This is a genomic window from Pantoea sp. AS-PWVM4, from assembly GCF_000468095.1.
GTDB lineage: Bacteria > Pseudomonadota > Gammaproteobacteria > Enterobacterales > Enterobacteriaceae > Pantoea > Pantoea phytobeneficialis.
This window is the reverse complement of record NZ_ASZC01000008.1, coordinates 46,343-71,287: the sequence shown is the minus strand read 5'-3', so window position 1 is coordinate 71,287 and position 24,945 is coordinate 46,343. Positions and strand designations below refer to the sequence as shown.

Genomic DNA, 24,945 nt, shown 5'->3' with positions numbered 1-24,945 from the left:
AATATTATTCAAACTATGCCAATCAGGAATACTTCTATGGACGTCCGCGCCCTGCGCTACTTTACCGAAGTGGTGCGCCAACAAAGCTTCACCCGTGCCGCGCAGAAGCTTTACGTCACACAGCCCACCATCAGTAAAATGCTGCGCCAACTGGAAGAGGAGCTGGGCTGCACGCTGCTGCTGCGCGACGGTCGCAAGCTGCATCTTACCGATAGCGGCCAGGCGGTTTATCAGCGCGGGCTGGCGATTTTGCAGGAGTTTCACCAACTGGAAGCTGAGATCGGTGACATCACCCAACTGAAGACCGGCGAGCTGCGGCTGGGCATTCCGCCAATGGTGGGGATGCAAATTGCCGGTTCCATCTCTGCCTTCCGCCGCCGTTATCCCGGTGTGGAACTGAAAATCGCCGAGTTCGGCGGCCTGACGGTGCAGCAGGCGGTGCTGGATGGCAGCCTCGATATCGCGCTGACGGCGCTGCCGGTCGACGCCGATTTGCCACTGAATACGCTGGAGTTGATGCACCATCCGTTATGCGTTTTGCTGCCGCGCACCGCGCCCTGGCTCAATCGTACCCATCTGGGGCTGGGTGAGCTGGCGGAACATCCGTTGCTGATTTTCAACGAAGAATTTTCGCTCAATCGCCAGTTAATGAAGGCCTTTCATCGTCTTGGGTTGACGGCAAATATCGCGGTGCGCAGCGGTCAATGGGACTTCCTCGCCGCGATGGTGCAGGCGGAAATGGGGTTGGCGATCCTGCCGGAACCGATTTGCCAACGGCTCGATAAGCAATCACTGCTGTGGCTGCCGCTGGAATCAGAGCTGAAGTGGAGCCTGGGATTGATCTGGCGCGAAGGCAGTTATTTGTCACGTAGCGCTCAGGCGTGGATTGCCTGCTGTCGTGAGCACTGGCCGGATAATGCGCCGCGAATCTCAGTCTGATTCGCGGCGCAGCGGTTACTCTTCTTTCTCGATCAGCAAGGCTTCCAGCAGGTCGAGATCGCGCAACAATTTCTGCATGGTTTCGTTGGAGATTTGCTGGGTGGCGCGCAGGTGATACACCTCGGCGCGCTCGGCGCGGATCGCCGTCAGACGGAAGCGGCGTTCAAGGTTCTCCGCAAACAGCGCCTGCTCCAGCTCCTCTTTCCCAACCACGCGACGGCGCAGATTGCCAATCACCCGCAGGCTGACCTCTTTCAACAGCTCCGGATCGATGTTTTCTTCGGTGTCTTTTTCCAGCCGGGCTTCCATCTTTTGCAGGCTTTCGATCGCCACGCTGGCCATCGCGGCACGCGCGCTTTGAATTTCGCGTCGATGGCCTGCTTTATCGGTGCTCTCCATGCCGCGCAACAGGATCGGTAACAGCACCACACCAACCAGCAGCGAAAACAGGATCACGCCGGTAGAGAGGAATACCAACTCGTAGCGCGCCGGGAACGGGTCACCGTTGCTGAGGAACAGCGGAATTGACAGCACACCGGCAAGGGTAATCGCCCCGCGCACCCCGGCAAACGAGGCAATCAGCAGTTCGCGCAGCGAGTAGCTGGCAAATTCCAGCGGCTTTTTCTTGAGGAAACGCAGGCTGGCGCGTTTCATCATCCACAGCCAGCCAAAACGCACCACCATCAGCGCGGCATACACCAACACGATGTCGGTGAACAGCATCCACAGCTCGACATTGGGATCGGCGTTGGCCTGTGCCACCGAGGTTTCAATAATGTCCGGCAGTTGCAGGCCAAGCATCAGGAACACCATGCCGTTAAAGACAAATTCCAGCATCTGCCACACGCTGTTGGCGCGTAAACGCATCGCCAGCGGAGCCTGGCGGATGATACCGGAACGGGTGATGGTCATACCGGCCGCCACTGCCGCGAGGATCCCGGAGACACCCAGGTGTTCCGCAATCAGATAGGAGGCAAACGGCAGCAGCAGCAATAACACCGTCTGCGTTGCCGGATCGTCACCGCTCCAGCGGCTCAGCAGACGCAGCGAGCGGCCATACAGCCAGCAAACCGCGACCCCGGCTACCAGGCCGCCGACCGCCACTTTGAGGAACTCGACGCTGGCACCGCCCCAGGTGAAGACCATAGTGCCCATCGCCACGGCGACAGCAAACTTGAGAGACACCAGGCCGGATGCGTCGTTCATCAGGGCTTCGCCCTGCACAATCGACATAATTTTTTTCGGGATGCGCCCTTCCCCAACGATACCGGAGAGCGCCACCGCATCGGTCGGTGACAGTACCGCCGCCAGCGCAAAGGCCGGAATCAGCGGGATACCCGGCACCAGCCAGTAAATCAGATAGCCGATACCCACCACGGTGATCAGCACCAGTACCAGCGCCAGTCCGATGATCTCACGACCGTGATGCAGAAATTCGTTAATCGGTGTTTTCCAGCCGTCGGCGAACAGCAAGGGCGGAATAAACAGCACCAGAAACAGTTCGGGATCAAAATCGACATGCAGACCAAAGGTCGGCCAGGCAAGCATTGCACCGGCCGCGATCTGCACCAACGGCAGCGGGATTTGAAACGGCAAGATACGTGCCGCAACACCAGAGAGTGACACAACCAGTGTCATGATGAGAATGGTAAAGAAGATTTCCATGCTTTCCTTAGGCGAATCATTTTCGTTAAAGCGATGTTTGTTGCGCAGGAAAGTGTAAAACAAAACGCCGCACGACGGGAAAACCCGACGTGCGGCAGTACAAGGAAAGCGAATAATTCGGATTTCAGGAAAATTTCAGGTCAGATGGCCCAGCCACCGGCGTAGAAAGCCACCAACGCCACAGCAATCACCACCGTACCGATATTCAGCTTGCGCCACTCACCGGCAAACAGGCGACCAATCACCAACGCCGCAAAGCCGAGCATAATGCCGGTGACGATGTTGCAGGTCAGCACGATAAACACCGCCGTCAGCAGGCCGGACATGGCATCAACGAAATCATTGAAATCGATTTTCGCCACGTTGCTGAGCATCAGCAGACCGACATACATCAGCGCCGGAGCAGTAGCATACGCCGGCACCAGATACGCCAGCGGCGACATAAACAGAATCACCATGAACAACAGACCCACTACCACCGCCGTCAGACCGGTTTTACCGCCCGCCGCCGTACCGGCCGCCGATTCGATATAGACCGCCGCCGGGGAAGCGCCCACCAGACCGGCAAACAGGCTGCTGACAGAGTCGGTGGTCAGGGCGCGGCCACCATTGATGATCTGGCCGTCTTTATCCAGCAGATTAGCCTGGCCGGCCACCGCCCGGATGGTGCCGGTAGCATCAAACACCGCCGTCATCACCAGCGCCAGCACCGTCGGCAGCACCGCGGGTTTGAGCGCGCCCATGATATCGAGGCTGAACACCAGCGACTGACCGCTGGCATCTTTCAGGCTCGGCATGGCAAACAGCCCCTGATATTTCACTGCCGGATCAAAAATCAGTCCGACAATCGAGATCGCCACAATGGTCAGCAAAATGCCGCCAGGGACACGGCGTTTCTCCAGTCCGAAGATCGCCGCCAGACCCACCAGCGCCATAATCACCGGGAAGGAGGCGAAGTGGCCCAGTTCAACCGGCAAACCCGCCGCCGGGTTTTTCACCACCAGGCCAACGCTGTCAGCCGCGATCAGCAACAGAAACAGGCCAATACCGATGCCGGTACCATGCGCTACGCCCATTGGCAGGTTGCGCAGAATCCATGCTCGGATGCCGGTCACCGAAATCAGGGTGAACAGCAGCCCCATCAGGAACACCGCACCAAGCGCTACCGGCACGCTGATGTGCTGACCCAGCACCAGGCTAAAGGCGGTAAACGCCGTCAGCGAGATAGCGCAGCCAATCGCCATCGGCAGGTTGGCCCACAACCCCATGATGATCGAACCGAAACTCGCCACCAGGCAGGTAGCGACGAATACCGCGGTCGGTGAGAAGCCCGCTTTGCCGAGCATACCCGGTACCACGATGACGGAGTAGACCATCGCCAGGAAGGTGGTTAAGCCCGCCAGCACTTCCTGACGCACGCTACTGCCGCGTGCTGAAATATTGAACCAGCCGTCCAGTTTTCCACTGGCCGGGCGAGATTCGCCAGACATAATTAATCCTCTGAATTTTTGCTGTTGTGAGTGGCCACACGACTGATGTTTGCCTGCCATCCTGGTGCACGTTTCTCCAACGGAGAAACAACGCAAACGTTTACGTAGTCGCGTATTTCTGGTCGTAAAAGGGGGAACTCAGAAAAAAGGCAAACGATTATCCGGTGATTGGCCTGAGATTTTCAACTGCTAATCTGCATCGATACAGGATAATCCTCATTGCATAACAGAAATGCAACGGTGTTCCGCTGCCCCGACGTGCGCGAGTTTCAGTGGAACAGACTGGAAATTATAGGAATTTTTATGCGCACTTTTGTTGCGCAACCAAATGATAGCCGGGTTGCGCAACATGATTATTGGCTGAAATTGATCGGGCCACCCTGCTCAATCGCCCGCTGCCAGGCGGCGCGTTGTTCCAGCCCTTCCAGCCAGTGCTGACTGGCAGGCATATCACGCAGGCCGGTACGCGCACGCATCGCCAGCAGCGGAAAACTCATCTGAATATCAGCGATGCTAAAACGATTGCCGGCGAAGTAAGGGTGCTGACTCAGGTGCTGTTCAATCACATCCCCATGTAATTTCAACTGCTTGTTCAGCCAGGCTTTCTGGATCCCGGCGCTCAGAGCCTTACCGGCCGGGCGCAACAGCCAGGGCACCGGTTTTTTACTCAACTGCCCGAACACCAGTTTCATCACCAGCAGGGGCATCAACGACCCCTCGGCGTAATGCAGCCAGTAACGCGCCGCAATTTGCGCATCTTCATCGGACAGCTTTAATCGATATTCGGCGTCATATTTGTCGGCCAGATACTCAAGGATTGCGCCGGATTCCGCGATCACGCGATTGCCATCGGTGATCACCGGAGATTTCCCCAACGGATGGACTTTCTTCAACGACTCGGGCGCCAGCAGGGTGCCTTCACGTTGGTAACGTTTGATCTGATAAGGCACTGACAGCTCTTCCAGCAGCCACAGCACCCGATGTGAACGCGAATTTTCAAGATGGTGAACGGTGATCATCATGGCTTCCTGACCAATGGTTGGACCAGCAAGTATAGATGATGTCGCCTCAGCGTTTCTGCTCGTCCTGTTGCGGATCGAGCAAAACCGCCCCCGAACCTTGCTCGCCCAAACGGTCGCCAGGGTTACGCAATGGACAGTCACGCATTGACAGACAACCACAGCCGATACAGCCATCAAGATCGTTACGCAGCCGCGTCAGGGTTTCGATGCGTTTATCCAGTTCCTCACGCCAGTGCTGCGTCAGCGCATCCCATTCCTGGGTCGACATGCGCTTGTTAGCCGGCACATGCATCAGACTGTCGCTGACCGTGGCGAGGGGAATACCGATGCGCTGCGCAATTTTAATGATCGCCACGCGGCGTAGCACATCACGGCTGTAACGCCGTTGGTTGCCGTTGTTACGCGTACTGGAGATCAATCCTTTGGTTTCGTAAAAGTGCAAAGCCGACACCGCCACACCGCTGCGCTTCGCCACTTCACCCGGCGTCAGCACCGGTTTCGGGTAGTTGCGTTCTTTTTTCATTTCACTCTTTACCTCAAGTTAACTTGAGGAATTATACTCGCTCCCCATTGAAACTTCGAATCTCTACTCAGAAGGATGTGGTTATGATGCAAGAGGAAATCATTCATTCACTGACTCACTGGATCGATCAGAATCTGGATAAAACCCTGTCGATTGATGAAGTAGCGGCGAAATCAGGTTATTCCAAATGGCACCTGCAACGTATGTTCCGCACCGTGACGAAACAAACGCTGGGCGGTTATATCCGCGAACGCCGCTTAACGCTGGCCGCTGAGGCTCTGCGTCAGACACAACGTCCGGTATTTGATATCGCTATGCAGTACGGCTACGACTCACAGCAAACCTTTTCCCGCGTGTTTCGCCGTCAGTTCTCGCAAACGCCCACCGCGTATCGCCATACCATGCGTCGCCAGGCGATGATTCAGCGCCCACGTCTGGTGAGCTTTGATTGCAACGAGAATATGGCCAGCTTTACCCAGCGTACTACCGGCGAGTGCTGCCCGGTTCGCTAACCTTGCCTGCGCGCCCCGCGCGGGCGCTCCCTGCCCTGTCTATACGTGCGCGATAAATCGCGCCCGCTACAAATCCGTGGCAACGTTATAAATCATCGCACGCTGTCGATACGTGCGCGATAAATCGCGCCGCTACAAATCCGTGGCAACGTTATAAATCATCGCACGCTGCCGATACGTGCGCGATAAATCCGTGGCTACGCCATAAATAGCCGCATGCTGTCGTTGCGGCGCGATTTATCGCGCGAATCCTCTGCCTGCATCGATAAATTTTTTTCTACCATACCAGGTATAAATTTTGTTCAAACTTTCAAATCGGATGATATAATGTGACCCAAGTCACAGTTTAATGCGTAGTTCGACGGCCTGAAGGGCCTCCCTGACCTTCCTTCTCTGCCGCCAGTGATGTCCGATGAATGTCAGGGATGTTACTGATTCATAGAGGTTCGTTGCAGATGGCTACTTTAACCACCAGTCTTATCGTTATGCGCTGGGAATTGCTGAGCGCAGTAATGATGTTTTTCGCCAGCACCCTGAAAATTCGTTTTCGTCAGAACAGCCACCATGTGATGGCGCTGATGTGCGGCGGAATCGGCCTGGGTATGTCCTGCTGGTTTGTCACTGGCCTGATGGGGATCACCCTCAGTATGGAGAATCTGCATAACTTTATGGAAATCTCCAAAAATGCCTTTGTTGAGGTGATGAGCCAGACGCCTGCTGACTGGCCAATGCCTTAATCGCTACCCATAAAAAACCCCGCGTTGCGGGGTTTTTTATTTTGCTGTGTGATTTCAAATTTTCTTCAATACGGCCGGGATGTTGACATCCTCCACCGTTCCGTCGGGTGTCTGTGCACCAAGACGGTCCTGAATCCACATATCACCCATCATCTGATTAAGTCCACGATCCAGCCCGGTGACCATCCCCGCGCCAGGCGTAAAGGTCAGCTCACCAAAGAAAACCTGCTGCTCGTGGATATACCAGTCAACGCGCACATAATCGAAATCACTTGCCAGCTTCTTGCTCAAGACTAACGCGTGCTGTAACGCGGCCATTTGCGGCGAGATATCCAGGCCGGTATCGCGAATCTTGTGATACGCCTCGTCTAAATTGTTAACGTAAAAGTTCATGGATAACAACGGTCTACATCGGTTGTAAATCACCTGAAGCACATATTCAAAGTTGCCATCACGTTTATTAAACATATGGAACTTGTAATCAATGGGCGCGTTTTTCCCATCACCAATGTATTTTTCTACCAGAATGCGCGGTTTGATATAGCGGTAGTGAATCTCGCGCGCTTCATCCGCATAGTCTTTTTTCAACCAGGTTTGGCATTTACTGATGATCTGCTGTTTCTTCAGCGCATCTGGCTCTTCCAACAGGATTTCGACCATATTCGAACCGTGGTTCGGTTTGATGACCGTATTTTTCCAGCTCGACAGGGTATGCAGTGAATGAGGATCGCTGGTTTCATACACCAGCGGGATCAGATATTCGCTGCCCACCTTCTCGGCAACGTAATCTCGCACCGAGTATTTATCCGACAGGCGACCATAGTTCTGGTAATCGCCATAGACAAACTTGCGATACAGCACCTTCTCATTGAACACCTTGGGCTGACGCAAATTGGGTAACCGACGAAACCTACGGAAGTAGTACAGACGGTCCTGGTAAGCCCAGGGCATTTTTTTGATGAAATACCGCACACTTCGTCTGAGTTCATCTTTCAACTTGAGCATATCTAACCTCATTTGTAGGTTTTGTAGTTGAGCGAGGAAACTTGAATCTTAAAAATGGCGCCATTTCTGAAGAAGTAATTCATCACCGTAAGGGACAGAAGTTCAGTAATGAAGACGCTCCAGGCGGCCCCCATGATGCCGTAGCCCTGAATAAGCCACCACGAGAGCGGCAGGCTGATCGCCATCAAGCAGATAATTTTTCTGAGCAGATAGTTAAACCCTCCTTCCTTGACCATGTAGCGGTACGCCACGGTTCCCATTGCGGAGAAGCTGGACGCTATCGACAACACGGTAATCAGACTTCCTGACTGCGTGTATTCGTGACCATACAAAGCGATGATGATTTTTTCGCCGTATAAGGCGATGACAAGTAACAAGAGCAATGAAACACCCAAAACATAACCGTTCAGGCGCGCCGTCAGCTTGATAGCAACGCTGCCGCGCTCCCTGAAAATCTCTGAAAAGCTGGAGGTGATAATGGCCAATGGAATGAAGGTCCATGAGGCCGATATGGTGTTGGCGGCGGCGAACAAGCCAAGCTCACGCGCCGAGGCGATACCCACCAGAAACATCTGCGCAGTTTTCACCTGTACCGAAATAAAAATGCTGGAGATCGCCAACGGCAAACCGGCATACAGCAGATAACGCAGATAAGCGCCGCGTTTGCTGCGTGCAGGTGCCTGCTCCTGGTTTTCACGGTAGAAGTTGTAGCGTTTGATGGCGTAGGGAACCAACGTCACCACCACAATTGATAAGGTCAGCCAGATGGGGTTGAGCCGGAACCAGGCAATGGCGAAACTGAGTGAAAAACCCAGCAGCAGACCGATTGAGTTGGCAATGGTATTGAGCCGTGAAGCCAGACGCGCGTTGTTATACACACTGAACGTGTCCTGGGTAACAAATACCGAAGCGATGAACGAAGCCAGCGCAAACGCAAGAAAGTTTTCCTGCATGTTGTACCAGACCCAAATCAACACCGGCACCGAGGTCAATACCAGGAGCGCAAATCGCAGCGTGCGTGCCACGTTCATCAGGCGCACACCTTTTGGCTCACTTTTGCTGATGGTTTTGAACAGTATCGTTTCGGTGCCAAACATCGCTACGGTCTGCACCATAGAGAACAATGAGGTGGAAAACGCCATTTGGCCGAACACCGTCGGGCCGAAGGATTTTGCCACATAGGAAGTCACAAATATGACGCCGAAAACCGAGACGATCTTCTCAGACATCATCCAGGCGGCATTTGACATTACGCTTAATTTCATCAACTCGTCCTTAGTATTACTTACTGCAACTACTTTCGGTACAACGTCCTTGAAAGAATTAAACAAGCGCTAATTGGGCCTGACTTAAATTAATATCTTCAAACCATGCTGGTCCGAAAAAGAGGACTCGCGTCAGGATTCAGACAATGAATTCAGGATAATTCTGATTAAATCCGGCGCGAAACCCTGTGGATGTAACCGATTTCAGTCAAAGTATTGACCAAAAAGCTACTGGCATATCCTGGCGTTTTTGCAAGCAGGTTATGCCGTTTTTCCGATGAATGTATAATTTTTCCGCATTTGGGATGAAATGAATCTATATCAAAAACCCAACACCAGGAAGGCGTTCAATGGCAATCAGAATAAAATAAGACTTATCCCATGATGATATTTATTCTAAATATCTTAATTTAACCCTCGCAATTCTAATCGCGCACTTTAATACTGCATTAATAGTGTTTTTGCAGTACCAGATATTAATACAGTAATTCTCATCCACTAATTGATAAGAAAGGTAATAGCATTTATGAGAAAGTCACGATATAGCGAAGAGCAAATCACAAATGCCATTAAAGCTTCTGAAACAGGAGTGAAAGTCAGGGAGATTTGTGAGGAGCTTGGCATTTCCGAAGCCACTTTCTATAGCTGGAAGAAAAAATTCTCTGGACTCTCTTCTGAGGAGGGAAGAAAAATCAAAGAGTTAGAAGACAAACTTCAAACACTCACCCGCGAGTTGCAGACACTCAGCTCTGATAAGGAGATGCTGCAAAGCGTGCTGAAAAATTTCTTCACCACCAATGAAAAACGCCAGGCTGTTAACTTTCTGCAAACCACCTTCGACATAGGCACACGTCGCAGTTGCCGCTTGCTGGATATTAGCCGCAGCGTTTACCACTACCCGTCAGGTACAGAAAATCGCTAACAACATTAAGGCCGTTGTTATTTGACTTAATGCTGAGATTTGTTCTTACCAGAAGAGATGAAGATCATTTAATTCGGCGTTCGTGACATAACAATTCGCACCATTATTTCCTGATGAATAACATCACGAAATTACTTCTTTTTTTGCGGTAAAATTGATTCACATCAGCAAAAGTCTCGCGTTTCAAGCTATTTACGTCCCTCCCAATCTCATTCAGGTGAGATTGGGGCTTTCATTATTACTTTATCAACATTAATACTCTGCGCCAGAAACAGGTATTTTTGTTTAGCATTGATGAACAACAGACCAGAATCCCTCTCACACCAACTCTTCTTTTAAGTGGATCTATCGTTATCTGGGGGTGATCATATTATCCGCAGTTCCATGTGCCGATGGCGTATTCATGCCAGGAATCAGCCTGAAGAGAAACGTTATCATCGCTAAACAATAACGCAATTAGCCATACCGGATGAGTTAATATCACGTCACTATTCATCGCCGCACTTAACCAATCTCGGTCACATGCACGGCGGAAGAGTCTCAACCAGACAGCAACACCTTGAGGAAATGATGGTTCCGGCAGGGGGTTTTCAGTGCCAGAGCGCAATAAAAAGAGACCTGGCCCGGTTGTTTAATGCCTGTTTAGCGGCCATTCAGCCGCCAAAACGGCCCATTTTGCCCGTGAATCACCGCGTCTCCCCCCCAGAACAGGGAGAATTTTATCCACTCGTTCCTGCCAGCCTGGCGTCAGATATGACGTTTCGCGCTGAAAACCTGCCTGGTGGCCCAGGAAATGGTTATAACGCGGTATGGCTTAAGAACAGATAAGGCAAAAGTGGCAGGATTTCTGGCTGGTCATAATCTTAAAATCAGGGGCAAATCAGGATGCCAGCACCCGTGGCTGGCATCGTTTTACGCTTAAATTTCCAGTGAAGTTACCACCGGCTGCGGCTTGATACGCATTGCCGAGATGACGCCAATAATCAAACAGCAGATACCGATGGCGGTCAGCAACGGCGGCCAGCTTTGTCGCCACAGGAAAGTCCAGAACAAGCCAGACAGGGTTTCGAACACAATTAACGGCCCCATAATGACCGTGGGCAGGCGCTGGCTGGCCGCATTCCAGCACAGCGTTCCGAGCCATGAGCACAGCAACCCTATCGCCAGCATCAGCAGCAGGAAAACCTCGGGCTGCGGGCCAAAAGGTAACGCGAAATCAGGTTGTTGCCAGTGGATCTGTCCGCACACCAGCAGATAAAACACCACTGCCAGGGGTAACGTCACCAGGCCTTGCGCAGTCGCCCAACTGCCGGGTTTATGCTGCGGATGGTTACGCAGCCAACGCGCATTACGTAGCGGGTACCAGGTCCAACAGCCCACCGCCATCACCGCCAACAGCAGGCCGGAGAGATAGCGCGGCCAGTCCAGCGTTGCTCCCTGTGCCTGCAACTCCGCAGCATTGACGCATACCAACCCCAGGGCAATGATCAGCAAGGCAGGCATCAACCGTCGCCAGGGCAATCGCCCTTCCAGATGTCCGTAACACAGGTTAGCCGTGACCGACATCACCACCGGTAAGGTGCCAATAATCATGGTTGCTACCGGTGCGCCGGTACGCTGAATGGCGGTGGCGAGAAAGGCGTAATACATCAGATTGCCCACCAGCGACAGCTTTAACGCCTCAATCCAGTCCTGGCGCGCCAGTTGACGCAAGCGACGACGATCCAGCCAGGCAAGCGGCAAGGCGATCAAACCAAAAGCGACATAGCGCCCGGCGGATTGCAACGTGCCGGGATAATCCGGCACCAGCAGCGGCCCGACAAAGATCAGCCCCCACATCAATCCCGCCGCCAGCGCAAACAGAACTCCAGCCAACATAATCTTTTCCTGATTAAGATATTCCGGCGCAGTGTGGCGGAACGCAGCAGCAAAAGCTTGTAGCAGATTGCGGTTAGCGTGCGGGCCAGACCTGTTTTTGATAACGGCCAGGGGTGATGCCATAGCGATGCGCAAAGGCACGCGTCAGATGTGCCTGATCGGTTAAGCCAACGGCTGCCGCAACCGAGGCCGCACTTTCGCCCTGTGCCAGCCGCAACTTGGCGTCATAAAGCCGGAATGCCATCAGCATCTGATGCGGTGTGACATGAAACTGCTGGCGGAAACTGCGCAGGAAATGCCACGGCGACAATCCCGCCAGCGCGGCCAGTTCATCCAGCCTGACCGGTTCAGCGAGATTTTCTCGCAGATACGTTTTCACCAGATCAAAACGGTGCGCTCCTTCCACCGGTCGGGATTGCCCGCGATGCGCCAATGGACGCATCAACTCCAGCAACTCCACCAACAATCCCTCGCGTTCCAGCGCGGTTTCAGCCTGCCACAAAGCCGCCAGCCGCAGCGAAAACGGCTGCGCCAGACGAGCATCGGTGCGCAGCGCTTCACTGAACCACCAGTTGCGATCGCCGGTCAGCCTGTCCATCTCATCCGGATGGATGTAAATCATGCGGTAACGCCAGCCCTCTTCACAGGCGGATTCGCCGGTGTGAAGCTCATCCGGATTCATCATCACCAACGAATGCTCGGGAGCGGTGTAGTGGGTGCCACGATAGCGGAAGCGTTGTGCACCCGACTCGATGGTGCCAATGCCAAACGCTTCATGGGTGTGCGGCTCAAAGGCATAACGGGAGATATGCGCCTGATACAATTCAATGCCCGGCAGCTCGGAAAATTGCTGGAATTGCGCGCGGTCACGCTCGCACGGGAAGATTGCAGGAACCACTGACACGACACACCTCCATCGTAAAGAAGATCACCAGCATGCCCCGTAAGACGGGCAAAATGCAAAACAGATTTGTTTTGCCTGTGAGGAAGTTCAGCGCGACACTGACGCCCAGGCATATAACAGGAGGCGATCATGGGAAGCAAGGTAGTGATGGTGGTGGACATGCAAAACGGTGTGCTGGCAACGCCGCGTTTCGATCGGGCAGGACGTTGCGCGCGGATTAATCAGCTCATTGCCGCCGCTGACCAGGTCATTTTTATCCAGCACGTCGGTCCGGGTCTGGAGCTGAACAGCGAAGCCTGGCAGATTGTGCCTGAGCTACACCAACCGGCTCACGCCCTTTACGTCAATAAAACTGCCTGTGACGGCTTCTGGCAGACCGAGCTGGCGGCGCAGCTGGAACAGCAAGACATTTCGTCTTTTGTCATCTGTGGTTGTGCGACTGATTATTGCGTCGATACCACCCTCAAAGTGGGTGCCAGCCTGGGTTATCGCATCACCGTCGCCGCCGACGCGCACACCACAGCCGATCGTACCTGGGCAACCGCGCAGCAACTGATCAACCAACATAATGAAGTCTGGGCCGATCTGATCCTGCCGGGCAACCCGGTGCAGGTACGACCGACCGCAGAGCTGCTGGCTATCTGGCAGCCAGAGACGGTTAACCCGTAATCGGACCGCCCAGGTTGAGGCCCTGAAACTGATCGGGCAACGCCAGCTTATAAATGGCAAAATGCGCAGCCGCGCCTGGTTGCGCTGCCAGCGGCTGTTTAACCGGAATATAAAGCTGACGATCGGCGCTGATAAACGTGCCGTCTGGCCGTAACAACCGCACATCACTGGCAATGACGCGCGTTTCACCGGACGGTGCCAACACCCGAATGTTGTGGGTAACGGTTTCCGAGAAGTACACATTACCCGCCGAATCCATGCAGCAGCCCCCCGAGAAGTTGTTGTCATACACCTGCTCAACATGGGGCAGGATGTCTTCATCAGGCAGATCACTTTGCAGCCAACGGGTTTCCACGCGATAAAGCGGCCCGGTTGGTGCGGCCCAGTAAAGCCAGTTACCGTCGGCGGTGATTTCAATCATATCGCTATTGGGCGGATGGAAGGTTTTGCTGCCTTTGATGCCAGACAACATCGCCGGTGGCGCTTTATCCGACGCCTTCACCACCGGGGTAGCCGACAAACGACGCAGCGTTTTGCCACTGACCATGTCGTGTACAATGATGCCACCCAGACCGGAATCGGTAATGTACAACGCGTTGCCGTGAAAACGCAGGTCGTTCATCTGTGCGCCTGGCGGCAGGATGCGTTCGTCAAACCGCAGAATTTGCAGGATTTCGCCGCTATGTGCATCCAACTGCACCAACTTTTGCGCGCCGGGTTGTGGCACCGCATCTTTTGCTGAAAAAACGCCGGCACTGAGCGCCCCCTGATCAACACACCACACCGTATCATCAGCAAAAATATGTACCGAGTTGAGGTAAACAAACGCATTGCGCCCATCTTTACCCGGCTGCCACTCATTCCAGCCATTGCCAGGGAAAGGTCGCAAACTGCCATCCGCCTCGCGTCGCGCCAGGGAAGGTGTCGGTTTATCTTTGGCATAGCGTGGCAGGCCAAGAAACAGCAGATTACCGCGGGTTAACGCCACCTGATTCGCCATCCACGGCGAAACGACCACCCGCTCCAGTGGCAACGGATCTTCAGCCGTAAAAGCCTGAACATTGCGCGCTACGCCCAGCGCGCCCAGCGCCAGCAAAAATGTACGGCGATTGAGGTTCACTCACGCTCCTTCTGCGCCATTGTGTTAGGCCTGACAGGATGGCGAAGCCGCCGTGGAGATGAACGGCTTTTTGTGCCACGCCGGGAGGAATGTGGCAAAAGGTTAAAGCCAGCATTCAATCCGGGGGGCTAACTTGCACGCCACCATGCACCTTTTTGGTTCACGTCAGTCATAAAAAAGACTTTTAACGCTCACTACTTGCACGAATTTACTCTAAAAGCACAAATCAATTAATTTTTGTGCAATTAATGCACGGACTGTGAATTTACCCATAAAATAATTATTCTTTTTTATCATGACGTTAAGTATCACTTTCCGCAAAGCATCCCCCCACTGGCCCAGGAATTGCTAATCCCATGTAGATAAATATTGATACCTGCGGGAGTAGACATGGGCAACCACCAGTCAGAAAGTCAGCTGCACAGAGGCTTGAAAAATCGCCATATTCAACTGATTGCGCTGGGAGGCGCAATCGGTACCGGGCTGTTTCTTGGCATTGCGCAAACCATAAAAATGGCAGGTCCGTCGGTCCTGCTGGGCTATGCGATTGCCGGCGTGATCGCCTTCTTTATTATGCGCCAGCTCGGCGAGATGGTGGTTCACGAACCGGTTGCTGGCTCGTTTAGCCATTTTGCCAACCAATACTGGGGCAATTTTGCGGGCTTCGTAGCAGGATGGAATTATTGGGTGCTTTACGTACTGGTCAGCATGGCAGAGCTGACCGCGGTCGGTATTTACGTCCAATACTGGTGGCCGGAAATCCCGACCTGGGTGTCCGCCGGGGTGTTCTTTGTCGTGATCAATGCCATCAATATGACCAACGTGAAAATTTATGGCGAGGTCGAATTCTGGTTTTCAATCATCAAAGTCGCGGCGATTGTCGGCATGATCGGTTTTGGTGCCTGGCTGCTCGCCAGCGGGCACGGAGGTCCCGAGGCGAGCGTCGCAAATCTGTGGCAGCATGGAGGGTTCTTCCCTAACGGAATCAAGGGACTGGTGATGGCAATGGCCGTAATCATGTTCTCATTCGGCGGTCTGGAGCTGATCGGCATTACTGCCGCCGAGGCCGACAATCCGCAGAAAAGCATTCCGAAAGCCACAAACCAGGTTATCTATCGCATCCTGCTATTCTATGTTGGCGCGCTGGCGGTGTTGCTGTCGCTCTACCCGTGGCAGAAAGTGGTGGAAGGGGGTAGTCCGTTCGTCCTGATTTTCCACGCACTTGACAGTAATCTGGTCGCGACGTTGCTCAACGCCGTCGTGCTTTCTGCTGCGCTTTCTGTTTATAACAGCTGTGTGTTCAGCAACAGCCGCATGTTGTTTGGTCTGGCGAAACAGGGGAACGCTCCCGCCTCATTGTTAAAAGTTAATCGGCGCGGTATTCCTTTTAACGCCCTCAGCGTCTCGGCGCTGGTTACTGCGTTGTGTGTGCTGCTTAACTACCTCATGCCGGGCAAAGCCTTCGAGCTGCTGATGTCGCTGGTGGTCTCTGCACTCGTCATCAACTGGGCGATGATCAGTATCACCCATCTGAAATTCCGCCGCGCCATGCGTATCACCAAACAGAAAACCCATTTCCCCAGCCTGGGCTACCCTCTGACCAATATCCTGTGTCTGCTGTTCCTGGCCGGAATTCTGGTGATTATGTTTATGACGCCTGGCATCGAGATTTCAGTCTGGCTGATCCCCGTTTGGCTGCTGGTGCTGGCCGTCAGCTATCGGTTAAGAAAAAAGAGCAACACAGAAGCACAGCATCAGAAGATAGCGGCCAACTGAATGTCCCTGGCATGGCAATGCATGAAATAAAAAAGAGGCCCTGCGGCCTCTTTCGAAAATCTGTCTGAATGTGTTCCGATCTTAGAACGGAATATCGTCGTCAAAATCCATCGGCGGTTCGTTGTTCGCCGGTGCGCTCTGCTGCTGTGGACGCTGCTGCGCACCGCCGCTGAACTGGTTGCCGCCCTGCGGCTGCTGTGGTTGCCCCCAGCCGTTGTTGTTGCCGCCACCCTGGCCACCCATCGGTGCTCCGCCGGTGCTGGCGCCCTGCTGACGACCACCCAGCATCTGCATGGTGCCGCCCACGTTTACCACGATCTCGGTGGTGTAACGATCCTGGCCGCCCTGGTCCTGCCATTTACGGGTGCGCAGCTGGCCTTCGATGTAGACCTGTGAACCTTTACGCAGGTATTCACCGGCCACTTCCGCCAGTTTGCCAAACAGCACCACGCGGTGCCATTCGGTGATCTCTTTGTTTTCACCGGTTTGTTTGTCACGCCAGCTTTCTGACGTAGCCAGCGTAATGTTGGCAACTGCGCCACCATTTGGCATATAACGTACTTCCGGATCCTGACCCAGATTCCCGACAAGAATCACTTTGTTAACGCCACGACTGGCCATGTTGCTGTCTCCCGATGAGTTAATGCGTCAATACTAAACGATCAATTCTAGCACGTCTGGATCGCGGTTCCCACTTTCGAGCTGGCTTCCAGAATACACAATCAAAACGCAAAATACTGGATATTTATTCAGTTTATTTTTTATGCCATAATACGCGTTTCTTCTGGCCGCTGTCGGCAAGGCGCGGCGAGTGCTGCTAATCCGGGAAAGGTGAATGGATAAGATCGAAGTTCGTGGTGCCCGCACCCATAATTTGAAAAACATCAACCTGATCATCCCTCGCGACAAACTCATTGTGGTAACCGGCCTGTCAGGCTCCGGTAAATCCTCTCTGGCGTTTGATACGCTGTACGCGGAAGGTCAGCGTCGCTATGTGGAGTCGCTCTCTGCCTATGCGCGCCAGTTTCTTTCCTTAATGGAGAAACCGGACGTTGACCATATCGAAGGTCTCTCGCCCGCCATCTCTATTGAGCAAAAATCCACGTCCCATAACCCGCGCTCGACGGTCGGCACCATTACCGAAATCCACGACTATCTGCGTCTGCTGTTTGCCCGTGTTGGCGAGCCGCGCTGCCCGGATCATGACGTCACCCTGGCGGCGCAAACCGTTAGCCAGATGGTCGATCAGGTGCTGGCACAGGAAGAAGGCCGTCGCCTGATGTTGCTGGCTCCGGTGGTGAAGGATCGTAAAGGCGAGCACACCAAAACGCTGGAGAACCTTGCCTCGCAAGGGTATATCCGCGCCCGTATCGATGGTGAAGTCTGTGATCTCTCCGATCCGCCAAAGCTGGAACTCCAGAAGAAGCATACTATCGAGGTGGTGATTGACCGCTTCCGCGTCCGTGACGACCTCGCGACACGTTTAGCCGAATCGTTCGAAACCGCGTTGGAATTAAGCGGTGGCACGGCGATTGTCGCGGATATGGACGACAACAGCGCCGAAGAGATGCTGTTCTCCGCCAACTTTGCCTGCCCGGTGTGCGGCTACAGCATGCGCGAACTCGAACCGCGTCTGTTCTCGTTCAATAACCCGGCGGGTGCCTGTCCAACCTGTGACGGCCTCGGTGTGCAGCAATATTTCGATCCCGATCGTGTAGTACAAAACCCGGAGCTGTCGCTGGCGGGTGGTGCGATTCGCGGCTGGGATCGCCGTAATTTCTACTATTTCCAGATGCTGCGTTCGCTGTCTGAGCATCTGGATTTCGATGTCGAAGCACCGTTTAACAGCCTGAGCGACAAAGCACAGCAGGTGATTCTGTACGGTTCTGGCAAAGAAAGCATCGAATTCAAATACATCAACGACCGTGGCGATACCTCAGTGCGCCGCCATCCGTTTGAAGGCGTGCTGCACAATATGGAGCGCCGCTATAAAGAGACGGAATCCAATGCGGTGCGCGAGGAGCTGGCGAAATTTATCAGCAACCGCGCCTGCGCCAGCTGTGAGGGCACCCGTCTGCGCCGTGAAGCGCGCCACGTCTTTGTGGAAAACACCAACCTGCCGACCATCTCTGACATGAGCATCGGCCACGCAATGGATTTCTTCCGCGATCTCAAACTGAGCGGCCAGCGCGCCAAAATTGCAGAAAAAGTCCTGAAAGAGATTGGCGATCGTCTGAGCTTCCTCGTCAACGTCGGGCTGAATTATCTTTCCATGTCGCGCTCTGCTGAGACGTTGTCCGGCGGTGAAGCACAGCGTATCCGTCTGGCGAGCCAGATCGGTGCGGGTCTGGTGGGGGTGATGTACGTACTGGATGAACCGTCGATTGGTCTGCATCAGCGCGACAACGAACGTCTGCTGAGTACGCTGATTCATCTGCGTGACCTCGGCAATACGGTGATTGTGGTGGAGCACGATGAAGATGCGATTCGTGCCGCCGACCATATCATCGATATCGGCCCCGGCGCCGGGGTGCATGGCGGCCAGGTGGTGGCGGAAGGTGACGTCAACGCCATCATGGCGCATGAAGATTCTCTTACCGGCCAGTACCTGAGCGGCAAACGTGAAATTGCCGTGCCGAAAGAACGCGTTAAAGGCGATCCCGCCAAGGTGCTGAAGTTGACCGGGGCGCGCGGCAACAACCTGAAAGACGTGACCCTGACGGTGCCGGTCGGTCTGTTTACCTGCATCACCGGCGTATCTGGTTCCGGTAAATCGACACTGATTAACGATACCCTGTTCCCGATTGCTCAGCGCCAGTTAAACGGTGCCACCAGCGGTGAACCGGCACCCTATCGCGAGATCGCCGGTCTGGAACATTTCGACAAAGTGATCGATATCGATCAAAGCCCGATCGGTCGTACACCGCGTTCCAACCCCGCGACCTATACCGGCATCTTCACCCCGGTGCGCGAACTGTTTGCCGGTGTGCCGGAGTCGCGCTCGCGTGGCTATAATCCAGGCCGCTTCAGCTTTAACGTGCGTGGTGGACGTTGTGAAGCCTGCCAGGGCGATGGGGTGATCAAAGTTGAAATGCACTTCCTGCCGGATATTTACGTCCCCTGCGATCAGTGCAAAGGCAAACGTTATAACCGTGAAACGCTGGAGATTAAATACAAAGGCAAAAGCATCCATGAAGTGCTGGAGATGACCATCGAAGAAGCGCGTGACTTCTTTGATGCGGTGCCTGCGCTGGCGCGTAAGCTGCAAACCCTGATGGACGTGGGCTTGTCCTATATCCGCCTCGGCCAGTCTGCCACCACGCTGTCCGGCGGTGAAGCGCAGCGCGTGAAGCTGGCGCGAGAGCTGTCGAAACGCGGTACCGGCCAGACGTTGTACATCCTTGATGAGCCGACCACGGGCCTGCACTTTGCTGATATCCAGCAACTGCTGGAAGTGCTGCATCAGTTGCGCGATCAGGGCAACACCATCGTGGTGATTGAGCACAACCTCGACGTGATCAAAACGGCTGACTGGATCGTCGATCTCGGCCCCGAAGGCGGCAGCGGCGGCGGCGAAATCCTGGTGGCAGGTACGCCAGAAACCGTGGCGGAATGCGAAAAATCACATACGGCACGCTTCCTTAAACCAATGTTAAAAAAGTAATTTCTCCCTCAGGCCCGCGATTGCGGGCCTGATTCTTTCTGCCAGATCCCGCAGAGAAATGCAGAAACAGGCAAGAATCAGACATCTTCAGGCATATACGCTTTCCCATCAGGTGACTATCCTTACACAGTTCCTTTTTGGCGTACTCAAGCGCCTTTATCCCTTCCGTTTGCGGAGGGGATCCCCGCAAAAACTCACGACACATCTTAACTGGAGACACCATGAATATTACGCATGCCTATGCCGCACAGGACGCGAAATCTAAACTCGCTCCGTTCGACTATAAGCCTCGCGAGCTGCGCGCTCATGATGTGCAGATTGAAGTGTTGTACTGCGGCGTCTGCCACTCTGACCTTCATACTGCGCGTAACGAATGGAAAAACACCATTTTCCCGGTCGTACCAGGCCATGAAATCGTTGGCCGCGTGACGGCGGTAGGCGCACACACTCATAAATACAAAGTGGGTGATCTGGTCGGCGTGGGCTGTATGGTCGACTCCTGCCGTAGCTGTCCGAGCTGCCAGGAAGGTCTGGAGCAGTACTGTGAAAACGGTTTTGTTGGCACCTACAACGGTGAAGATCGCGAAACCAAAGCCATCACCTATGGCGGCTACTCCACCAGCATGGTTGTGGATGAAAGCTTTGTGCTGCGTGTACCGGAAAACCTCGACCTGGCAGGTGTTGCACCGCTGCTGTGTGCCGGTATCACCACCTACTCACCGCTGCGTCACTGGAACGTGGGTCCGGGCCAGAAAGTCGGTATCGTCGGCCTTGGTGGCCTCGGTCATATGGGTGTGAAGCTGGCGCATGCCATGGGAGCACATGTGGTGCTGTTCACCACGTCACCGTCAAAAATTGAAGACGGCAAACGCCTTGGCGCTGACGAAGTGGTGATCTCGAAGGACGCGGATCAGATGGCCCAGCACCTCAACAGCTTTGACTTCATCCTGAACACCGTGGCGGCGCAGCACGATCTCAACCCGTTTATTGCCCTGCTGAAGCGCGATGGCAACATGACGCTGGTGGGTGCACCGGAGCACGATCACCCGGCACCGCAGGTGTTTAACCTGATCTTCAAACGTCGCAGCATCGCTGGCTCGCTGATTGGCGGTATCGCTGAAACCCAGGAAATGCTGGATTTCTGCGGCAAGCACGGTATCACTTCCGATATCGAACTGATCGCCATGAACCAAATCAACGAAGCCTATGAGCGTATGCTGAAAAGCGACGTGAAATACCGTTTTGTAATTGATATCAACACCCTACGTGAGGAAGCTGCCGCTTAATCCTCATCATGGCTGACGCCCGCCGCGCGTGTGGCGTCAGCCTGTTGCCAGGAAGCATCCACCAGGTAGTAAATCTGCGAATCTTTCAGCGAACCGTCCAGCCACAGGGTGCTCCAGTGGGACTTGTTCAGATGCTCGCTAGGAAACACATCACTATGTTCTTCACGCAATAAATCGGCCAGTGCCGGGGTGGCTTTCAACGAAACCGCCGGACGCCCTTTTACCTCATGCACCATCGCAAATAAAATCCCCTCGCTTTTGATCTGCGTAGCTTTCCAGTCACTGTGCACACTCTGCTCTGCGCCCGGCTTGCTCATGCAATATGTCAGTAAATCCGAAGTGTTCATATTTACTCCCCTTGTAAGGTGGCGACAATGCGCCGCGCGCCGCCGTGAACCCGATGTTCACCGAGCCAGATCCCCTGCCACGTCCCCAACATCAGCCGCCCACGGCTAATCGGTAACAACAAGGATACGCCGAGTAGCGATGACTTAATGTGCGCGGGCATATCATCTGCACCTTCATAATCGTGTTGATAAGGGGCATTTTCTGGCACATGACGCAGAAAATGTTGCTCCATGTCGCTGCGTACCGTGGGATCGCAATTTTCATTGAGGGTCAGTGAGGCGGAGGTGTGCTGTAGCAACAAATGCAGCTGACCAATACGCACATCCGACAGGGCGCGTAGCTGTCCGACGATCTCGTCGGTGACCAGATGAAAACCGCGTGGTTTGGCGCTAAGCGTTAAGGTTTGTTGGTGCCACATGCCTGAATCCTGAATTAAACACACCGTTTAAGTGTGCAGCATGACGGCGAAAGGTAAAGGAAAAAACGGCCTGAAATTGGACGAAAAAAAACCGCCAGCATCAAGCTGGCGGCTTCATCATGGATTACATCACCGCAGCAAAGGCTTCAGCTACCTGATGTACGTTGCGGCTATTAAGTCCCGCCACACACATACGACCGCTGGCAATCAGGTAGACACCGAACTCGTCACGCAGACGATCGACCTGCTGCGCGCTCAGACCGGTGTAGCTGAACATGCCACGCTGTTTCAGCAGATAATCGAAGTTCTGGCCCGGCAGCTTCTCACGCAGTACCGCAACCAGTGCCTGACGCATTTCGATAATACGCAGACGCATCGCTTCTACTTCCGCCAACCAGTTGTTCAGCAGCGCTTCATCGTTCAGAACACAGGAAACCACCTGAGCACCGAAGTTCGGCGGGCTGGAGTAGTTACGGCGCACCGTTGCTTTCAACTGACCCAGCACACGGCCTGCTTCTTCTGCGCTATCGCAAACGATGGAGAGTCCACCGACGCGCTCACCATAAAGTGAGAAGATTTTGGAGAACGAGTTGCTGACCAGCGCTGGCAGACCCGCAGCCGCCACGCCACGAATCGCATAGGCGTCTTCGTTCATACCGGCGCCAAAGCCCTGATAAGCGATATCGAGGAACGGGATCAGTTCCTGTGCTTTCAGCACCTCAACGGTCTGGTCCCACTGTGCATCAGTCAAATCCGCACCGGTTGGGTTATGGCAGCACGGATGCAGCAGCACGATGCTTTGCTTCGGCAGGGTTTTCAGCGCAGCAATAAAGGCATCGAATTTCACACCGTTGGTTTCTGCGTCGTACCACGGGTAAGTGCTGACTTCAAAACCGGCACCGTTGAAGATCGCAATGTGGTTTTCCCAGGTAGGATCGCTGACCCAAACGTTGGAGTTCGGGAAGTAACGTTTGAGGAAATCCGCACCGACTTTCAGCGCACCTGACCCACCCAGCGTCTGGATGGAGGCAATGCGGCCCGCCTTCAGCATCGGGTGCTCGCGACCGAACAGCAATGGTGCGATGGCGTTACGGTAAGGACCAAAACCTTCCATCGGCAGATAAAGCGAAGCCTGATGCGGTGCCGCTTGCAGGCGCTCTTCCGCTGCGGCAACCGCCTGCAGCTGAGGAATGATGCCCTGCTCGTTGTAATAGAGGCCGATGCTCAGATTCACTTTATTCGCGCGCTGGTCCTGTTTGAAGGTTTCCATCAGCGACAGAATCGGATCGCCGGCATAGGCATCAACGTTTTGAAACACGGTGCAGATCTCCATGATTGGTCAAAAAAGTCAGGTAACGATGCATCGTCAAACCCTGTAACGGCCTGGGCGGTGATTCATGGCGATGATCAGATTCAGGATCACCGCGCCCGCTATCGAGGCAAGCAGCATGGGTACGGATACGACAAACAACGAAGCCAACACCACGCAGGTATCGACCGCCATTTGCAGTTTTCCAGCGCGCAGGCCGATGCGGTCCTGCAACCAGAGCGCCAGAATATTGACGCCGCCCAGACTGGCTTTGTGACGAAACAACACTATAAACCCAATCCCCATTACCACGTTACCGAACAATGTCGCATAAAACGGATTTAATGAGGAAAAATGGATGAACAACGGGTGCAGGTGGGTAAACAGTGACACCAGGCCCACGGCGCAGAATGTTTTCAGGGTAAATTCCCAGCCCATACGACGCACCGCCAGCCAGTAAAATGGCAGGTTAATCAGGAAAAAGGCGCTGCCGAAGGAAAGTGGCGTCAGATAGCTAATTAAGAAGGCTATACCGGCGGAACTGCCGGTCAACGCTCCCGCTTGCTTCAGCATGATCACGCCGAAAGAAACCATCAGCGTGCCAAGCACTATCGCCAGGGCATCTTCGATACGGGAGTGGGGAATCTTGGTAGGTTCAACAACGTTATCCATGGATTTATCTCATTGCAATTGATGCGGTTCAAATGCAAAAAACGCACCACATCGGCGACGTCGTGTCGCCGCCGATGGGTGCCAATGATTATCCAATTGATAACTAAGGCGCTTTATTGCAGGTTTTTGTGCATGGCTCAGAGGCTAAATCAGTAATCCATGCACAAATCTGTTATCTGGTGCGCGTTTTTTGCATTTAATCGGCAATAATTGCACCAGACTAGCACATTACGCACTTTTTTGGCGCGTTTTGTGCTCAGAAATTATCATCAAACCGTTCTCTTTTAAACGGCTCAAAACCACCGAGGTTTTGACATGGGCGACACTTTGATGCCCCCCCACCAGTTGGCTGATTAAGGCACTGAGTGAAGCCAGATCCGCTACCGCAACTTTCAGCAAATAATCCGCATCACCCGTGGTTTTAAACGCATCCACGATGGCCGTTTCCTGTTCCACCATACGGTGAAAACTCTCTTCATAATCAGGGGTGTGGTTAATCAGCCGCACCTCAATCAATCCCACCATGCCGAGGCCGATGGCATCGGGCGACAAGCGGGCGTGATAACCGAGAATCAGGTTTGCCTGTTCAAGATTGATGCGTCGGCGTGAACATTGAGACGCCGAAAGGCCCACTAAATCACTGAGTTCCTGGTTGGTGAGGCGGCCGTTAGATTGTAATAATGTCAATATTTTAAGGTCGTAATCGTCTACCTGAGTCATGCTGCTTCCAGAGCGTAAATGGGGGCGCTTTGCTACAGATAACCTGATTAAAGGCGGGGTTGTCCAACACTATTTTCCAATGACGTGAAATGCATGCACAG

23 protein-coding genes are annotated in these 24,945 nt (G+C 53.9%); 8 read left to right on the top strand and 15 right to left on the bottom strand.

The features are described from left to right. Positions 1-36 precede the first annotated feature (36 nt). Positions 37-939 (top strand): LysR family transcriptional regulator, encoded by a 903-nt coding sequence (locus L579_RS09890; RefSeq protein ID WP_021184109.1) that lies wholly within the window; start codon positions 37-39, stop codon positions 937-939. Positions 940-954: 15 nt separating this feature from the next. Here the strand turns inward: L579_RS09890 and L579_RS09885 are convergent, their stop codons facing one another. The 4 genes from L579_RS09885 to soxR all read right to left on the bottom strand — a co-directional run bounded on the left by L579_RS09885 (position 955) and on the right by soxR (position 5,639). Further along, positions 955-2,604 (bottom strand): Na+/H+ antiporter, encoded by a 1,650-nt coding sequence (locus tag L579_RS09885; RefSeq protein WP_021184108.1) that lies wholly within the window; start codon positions 2,602-2,604, stop codon positions 955-957. Between the two features lie 140 nt (positions 2,605-2,744). Beyond that, positions 2,745-4,094 (bottom strand): NCS2 family permease, encoded by a 1,350-nt coding sequence (locus tag L579_RS09880; protein WP_021184107.1) that lies wholly within the window; start codon positions 4,092-4,094, stop codon positions 2,745-2,747. A gap of 353 nt (positions 4,095-4,447) precedes the next feature. Further along, complete coding sequence (locus L579_RS09875) at positions 4,448-5,113, bottom strand: glutathione S-transferase family protein (RefSeq protein WP_021184106.1); 666 nt, start codon at positions 5,111-5,113, stop codon at positions 4,448-4,450. Positions 5,114-5,162: 49 nt separating this feature from the next. Further along, positions 5,163-5,639, bottom strand: a complete 477-nt coding sequence (gene soxR / locus L579_RS09870; RefSeq protein ID WP_013507513.1) for a redox-sensitive transcriptional activator SoxR — start codon at positions 5,637-5,639, stop codon at positions 5,163-5,165. Between the two features lie 83 nt (positions 5,640-5,722). On the opposite strand from soxR, the gene soxS reads away from it, so the two are divergent. Continuing rightward, complete coding sequence (soxS, locus tag L579_RS09865) at positions 5,723-6,151, top strand: superoxide response transcriptional regulator SoxS (RefSeq protein WP_021184105.1); 429 nt, start codon at positions 5,723-5,725, stop codon at positions 6,149-6,151. A gap of 455 nt (positions 6,152-6,606) precedes the next feature. Further along, positions 6,607-6,888: a YjcB family protein gene (locus L579_RS09860; RefSeq protein WP_013507511.1), complete on the top strand. Its 282-nt coding sequence runs from the start codon at positions 6,607-6,609 to the stop codon at positions 6,886-6,888. A 54-nt stretch (positions 6,889-6,942) separates the two neighbouring features. On the opposite strand, the gene L579_RS09855 is transcribed toward L579_RS09860, so the two are convergent. Together L579_RS09855 and L579_RS09850 are read right to left on the bottom strand one after the other, a co-directional pair. Next, the gene (locus L579_RS09855) at positions 6,943-7,893 is read right to left on the bottom strand and encodes an ATP-grasp fold amidoligase family protein (protein ID WP_021184103.1); all 951 of its coding nucleotides are present in this window, start codon (positions 7,891-7,893) and stop codon (positions 6,943-6,945) included. An 8-nt stretch (positions 7,894-7,901) separates the two neighbouring features. Next, positions 7,902-9,158 carry a polysaccharide biosynthesis C-terminal domain-containing protein gene (locus L579_RS09850; RefSeq protein ID WP_021184102.1) on the bottom strand — a complete coding sequence of 419 codons (1,257 nt, stop codon included), beginning with the start codon at positions 9,156-9,158 and terminating at the stop codon, positions 7,902-7,904. A gap of 526 nt (positions 9,159-9,684) precedes the next feature. On the opposite strand from L579_RS09850, the gene L579_RS09845 reads away from it, so the two are divergent. Next, positions 9,685-10,080: a transposase gene (locus L579_RS09845; protein ID WP_021184101.1), complete on the top strand. Its 396-nt coding sequence runs from the start codon at positions 9,685-9,687 to the stop codon at positions 10,078-10,080. Positions 10,081-10,998: 918 nt separating this feature from the next. Here L579_RS09845 and L579_RS09840 read toward each other — a convergent pair. Continuing rightward, entirely contained in the window at positions 10,999-11,958 is a 960-nt protein-coding gene (locus L579_RS09840) for a DMT family transporter (RefSeq protein ID WP_021184099.1), read from the bottom strand. A 73-nt stretch (positions 11,959-12,031) separates the two neighbouring features. After that, positions 12,032-12,862: an AraC family transcriptional regulator gene (locus tag L579_RS09835; RefSeq protein ID WP_021184098.1), complete on the bottom strand. Its 831-nt coding sequence runs from the start codon at positions 12,860-12,862 to the stop codon at positions 12,032-12,034. A gap of 129 nt (positions 12,863-12,991) precedes the next feature. Between L579_RS09835 and L579_RS09830 the strand changes: the two genes are divergently transcribed. Then, positions 12,992-13,531 carry an isochorismatase family protein gene (locus L579_RS09830; RefSeq protein WP_021184097.1) on the top strand — a complete coding sequence of 180 codons (540 nt, stop codon included), beginning with the start codon at positions 12,992-12,994 and terminating at the stop codon, positions 13,529-13,531. Here the strand turns inward: L579_RS09830 and L579_RS09825 are convergent. Continuing rightward, positions 13,521-14,651 (bottom strand): hypothetical protein, encoded by a 1,131-nt coding sequence (locus tag L579_RS09825; protein WP_021184096.1) that lies wholly within the window; start codon positions 14,649-14,651, stop codon positions 13,521-13,523. The genes L579_RS09830 and L579_RS09825 overlap by 11 nt on opposite strands. A 390-nt stretch (positions 14,652-15,041) precedes the next feature. Between L579_RS09825 and L579_RS09820 the strand changes: the two genes are divergently transcribed. After that, positions 15,042-16,427 carry an amino acid permease gene (locus L579_RS09820; protein WP_021184095.1) on the top strand — a complete coding sequence of 462 codons (1,386 nt, stop codon included), beginning with the start codon at positions 15,042-15,044 and terminating at the stop codon, positions 16,425-16,427. A gap of 81 nt (positions 16,428-16,508) precedes the next feature. On the opposite strand, the gene ssb1 is transcribed toward L579_RS09820, so the two are convergent. Then, positions 16,509-17,048: a single-stranded DNA-binding protein SSB1 gene (gene ssb1 / locus L579_RS09815; RefSeq protein ID WP_021184094.1), complete on the bottom strand. Its 540-nt coding sequence runs from the start codon at positions 17,046-17,048 to the stop codon at positions 16,509-16,511. Positions 17,049-17,262: 214 nt separating this feature from the next. Between ssb1 and uvrA the strand changes: the two genes are divergently transcribed. Next, on the top strand, positions 17,263-20,091 hold the full coding sequence (gene uvrA / locus L579_RS09810) for an excinuclease ABC subunit UvrA (RefSeq protein WP_021184093.1): 2,829 nt from the start codon (positions 17,263-17,265) through the stop codon (positions 20,089-20,091). 221 nt (positions 20,092-20,312) lie between these two features. After that, positions 20,313-21,377 carry an NAD(P)-dependent alcohol dehydrogenase gene (locus L579_RS09805; RefSeq protein WP_021184092.1) on the top strand — a complete coding sequence of 355 codons (1,065 nt, stop codon included), beginning with the start codon at positions 20,313-20,315 and terminating at the stop codon, positions 21,375-21,377. Here L579_RS09805 and L579_RS09800 read toward each other — a convergent pair. The 5 genes from L579_RS09800 to L579_RS09780 form a co-directional block, all read right to left on the bottom strand. Then, a complete protein-coding gene (locus L579_RS09800) occupies positions 21,374-21,724 on the bottom strand; it encodes an MmcQ/YjbR family DNA-binding protein (protein WP_021184091.1) in 351 nt (116 codons plus the stop codon). The two genes, L579_RS09805 and L579_RS09800, sit on opposite strands and share 4 nt — an antisense overlap. A gap of 2 nt (positions 21,725-21,726) precedes the next feature. After that, positions 21,727-22,143, bottom strand: a complete 417-nt coding sequence (locus L579_RS09795) for a secondary thiamine-phosphate synthase enzyme YjbQ (RefSeq protein WP_013507498.1) — start codon at positions 22,141-22,143, stop codon at positions 21,727-21,729. Between the two features lie 124 nt (positions 22,144-22,267). Beyond that, positions 22,268-23,461 carry an amino acid aminotransferase gene (locus L579_RS09790; protein ID WP_021184090.1) on the bottom strand — a complete coding sequence of 398 codons (1,194 nt, stop codon included), beginning with the start codon at positions 23,459-23,461 and terminating at the stop codon, positions 22,268-22,270. Positions 23,462-23,509: 48 nt separating this feature from the next. After that, positions 23,510-24,124 carry a YitT family protein gene (locus L579_RS09785; RefSeq protein WP_013507496.1) on the bottom strand — a complete coding sequence of 205 codons (615 nt, stop codon included), beginning with the start codon at positions 24,122-24,124 and terminating at the stop codon, positions 23,510-23,512. A gap of 228 nt (positions 24,125-24,352) precedes the next feature. Beyond that, positions 24,353-24,844, bottom strand: a complete 492-nt coding sequence (locus tag L579_RS09780) for an Lrp/AsnC family transcriptional regulator (RefSeq protein ID WP_021184089.1) — start codon at positions 24,842-24,844, stop codon at positions 24,353-24,355. Positions 24,845-24,945: the final 101 nt, after the last annotated feature.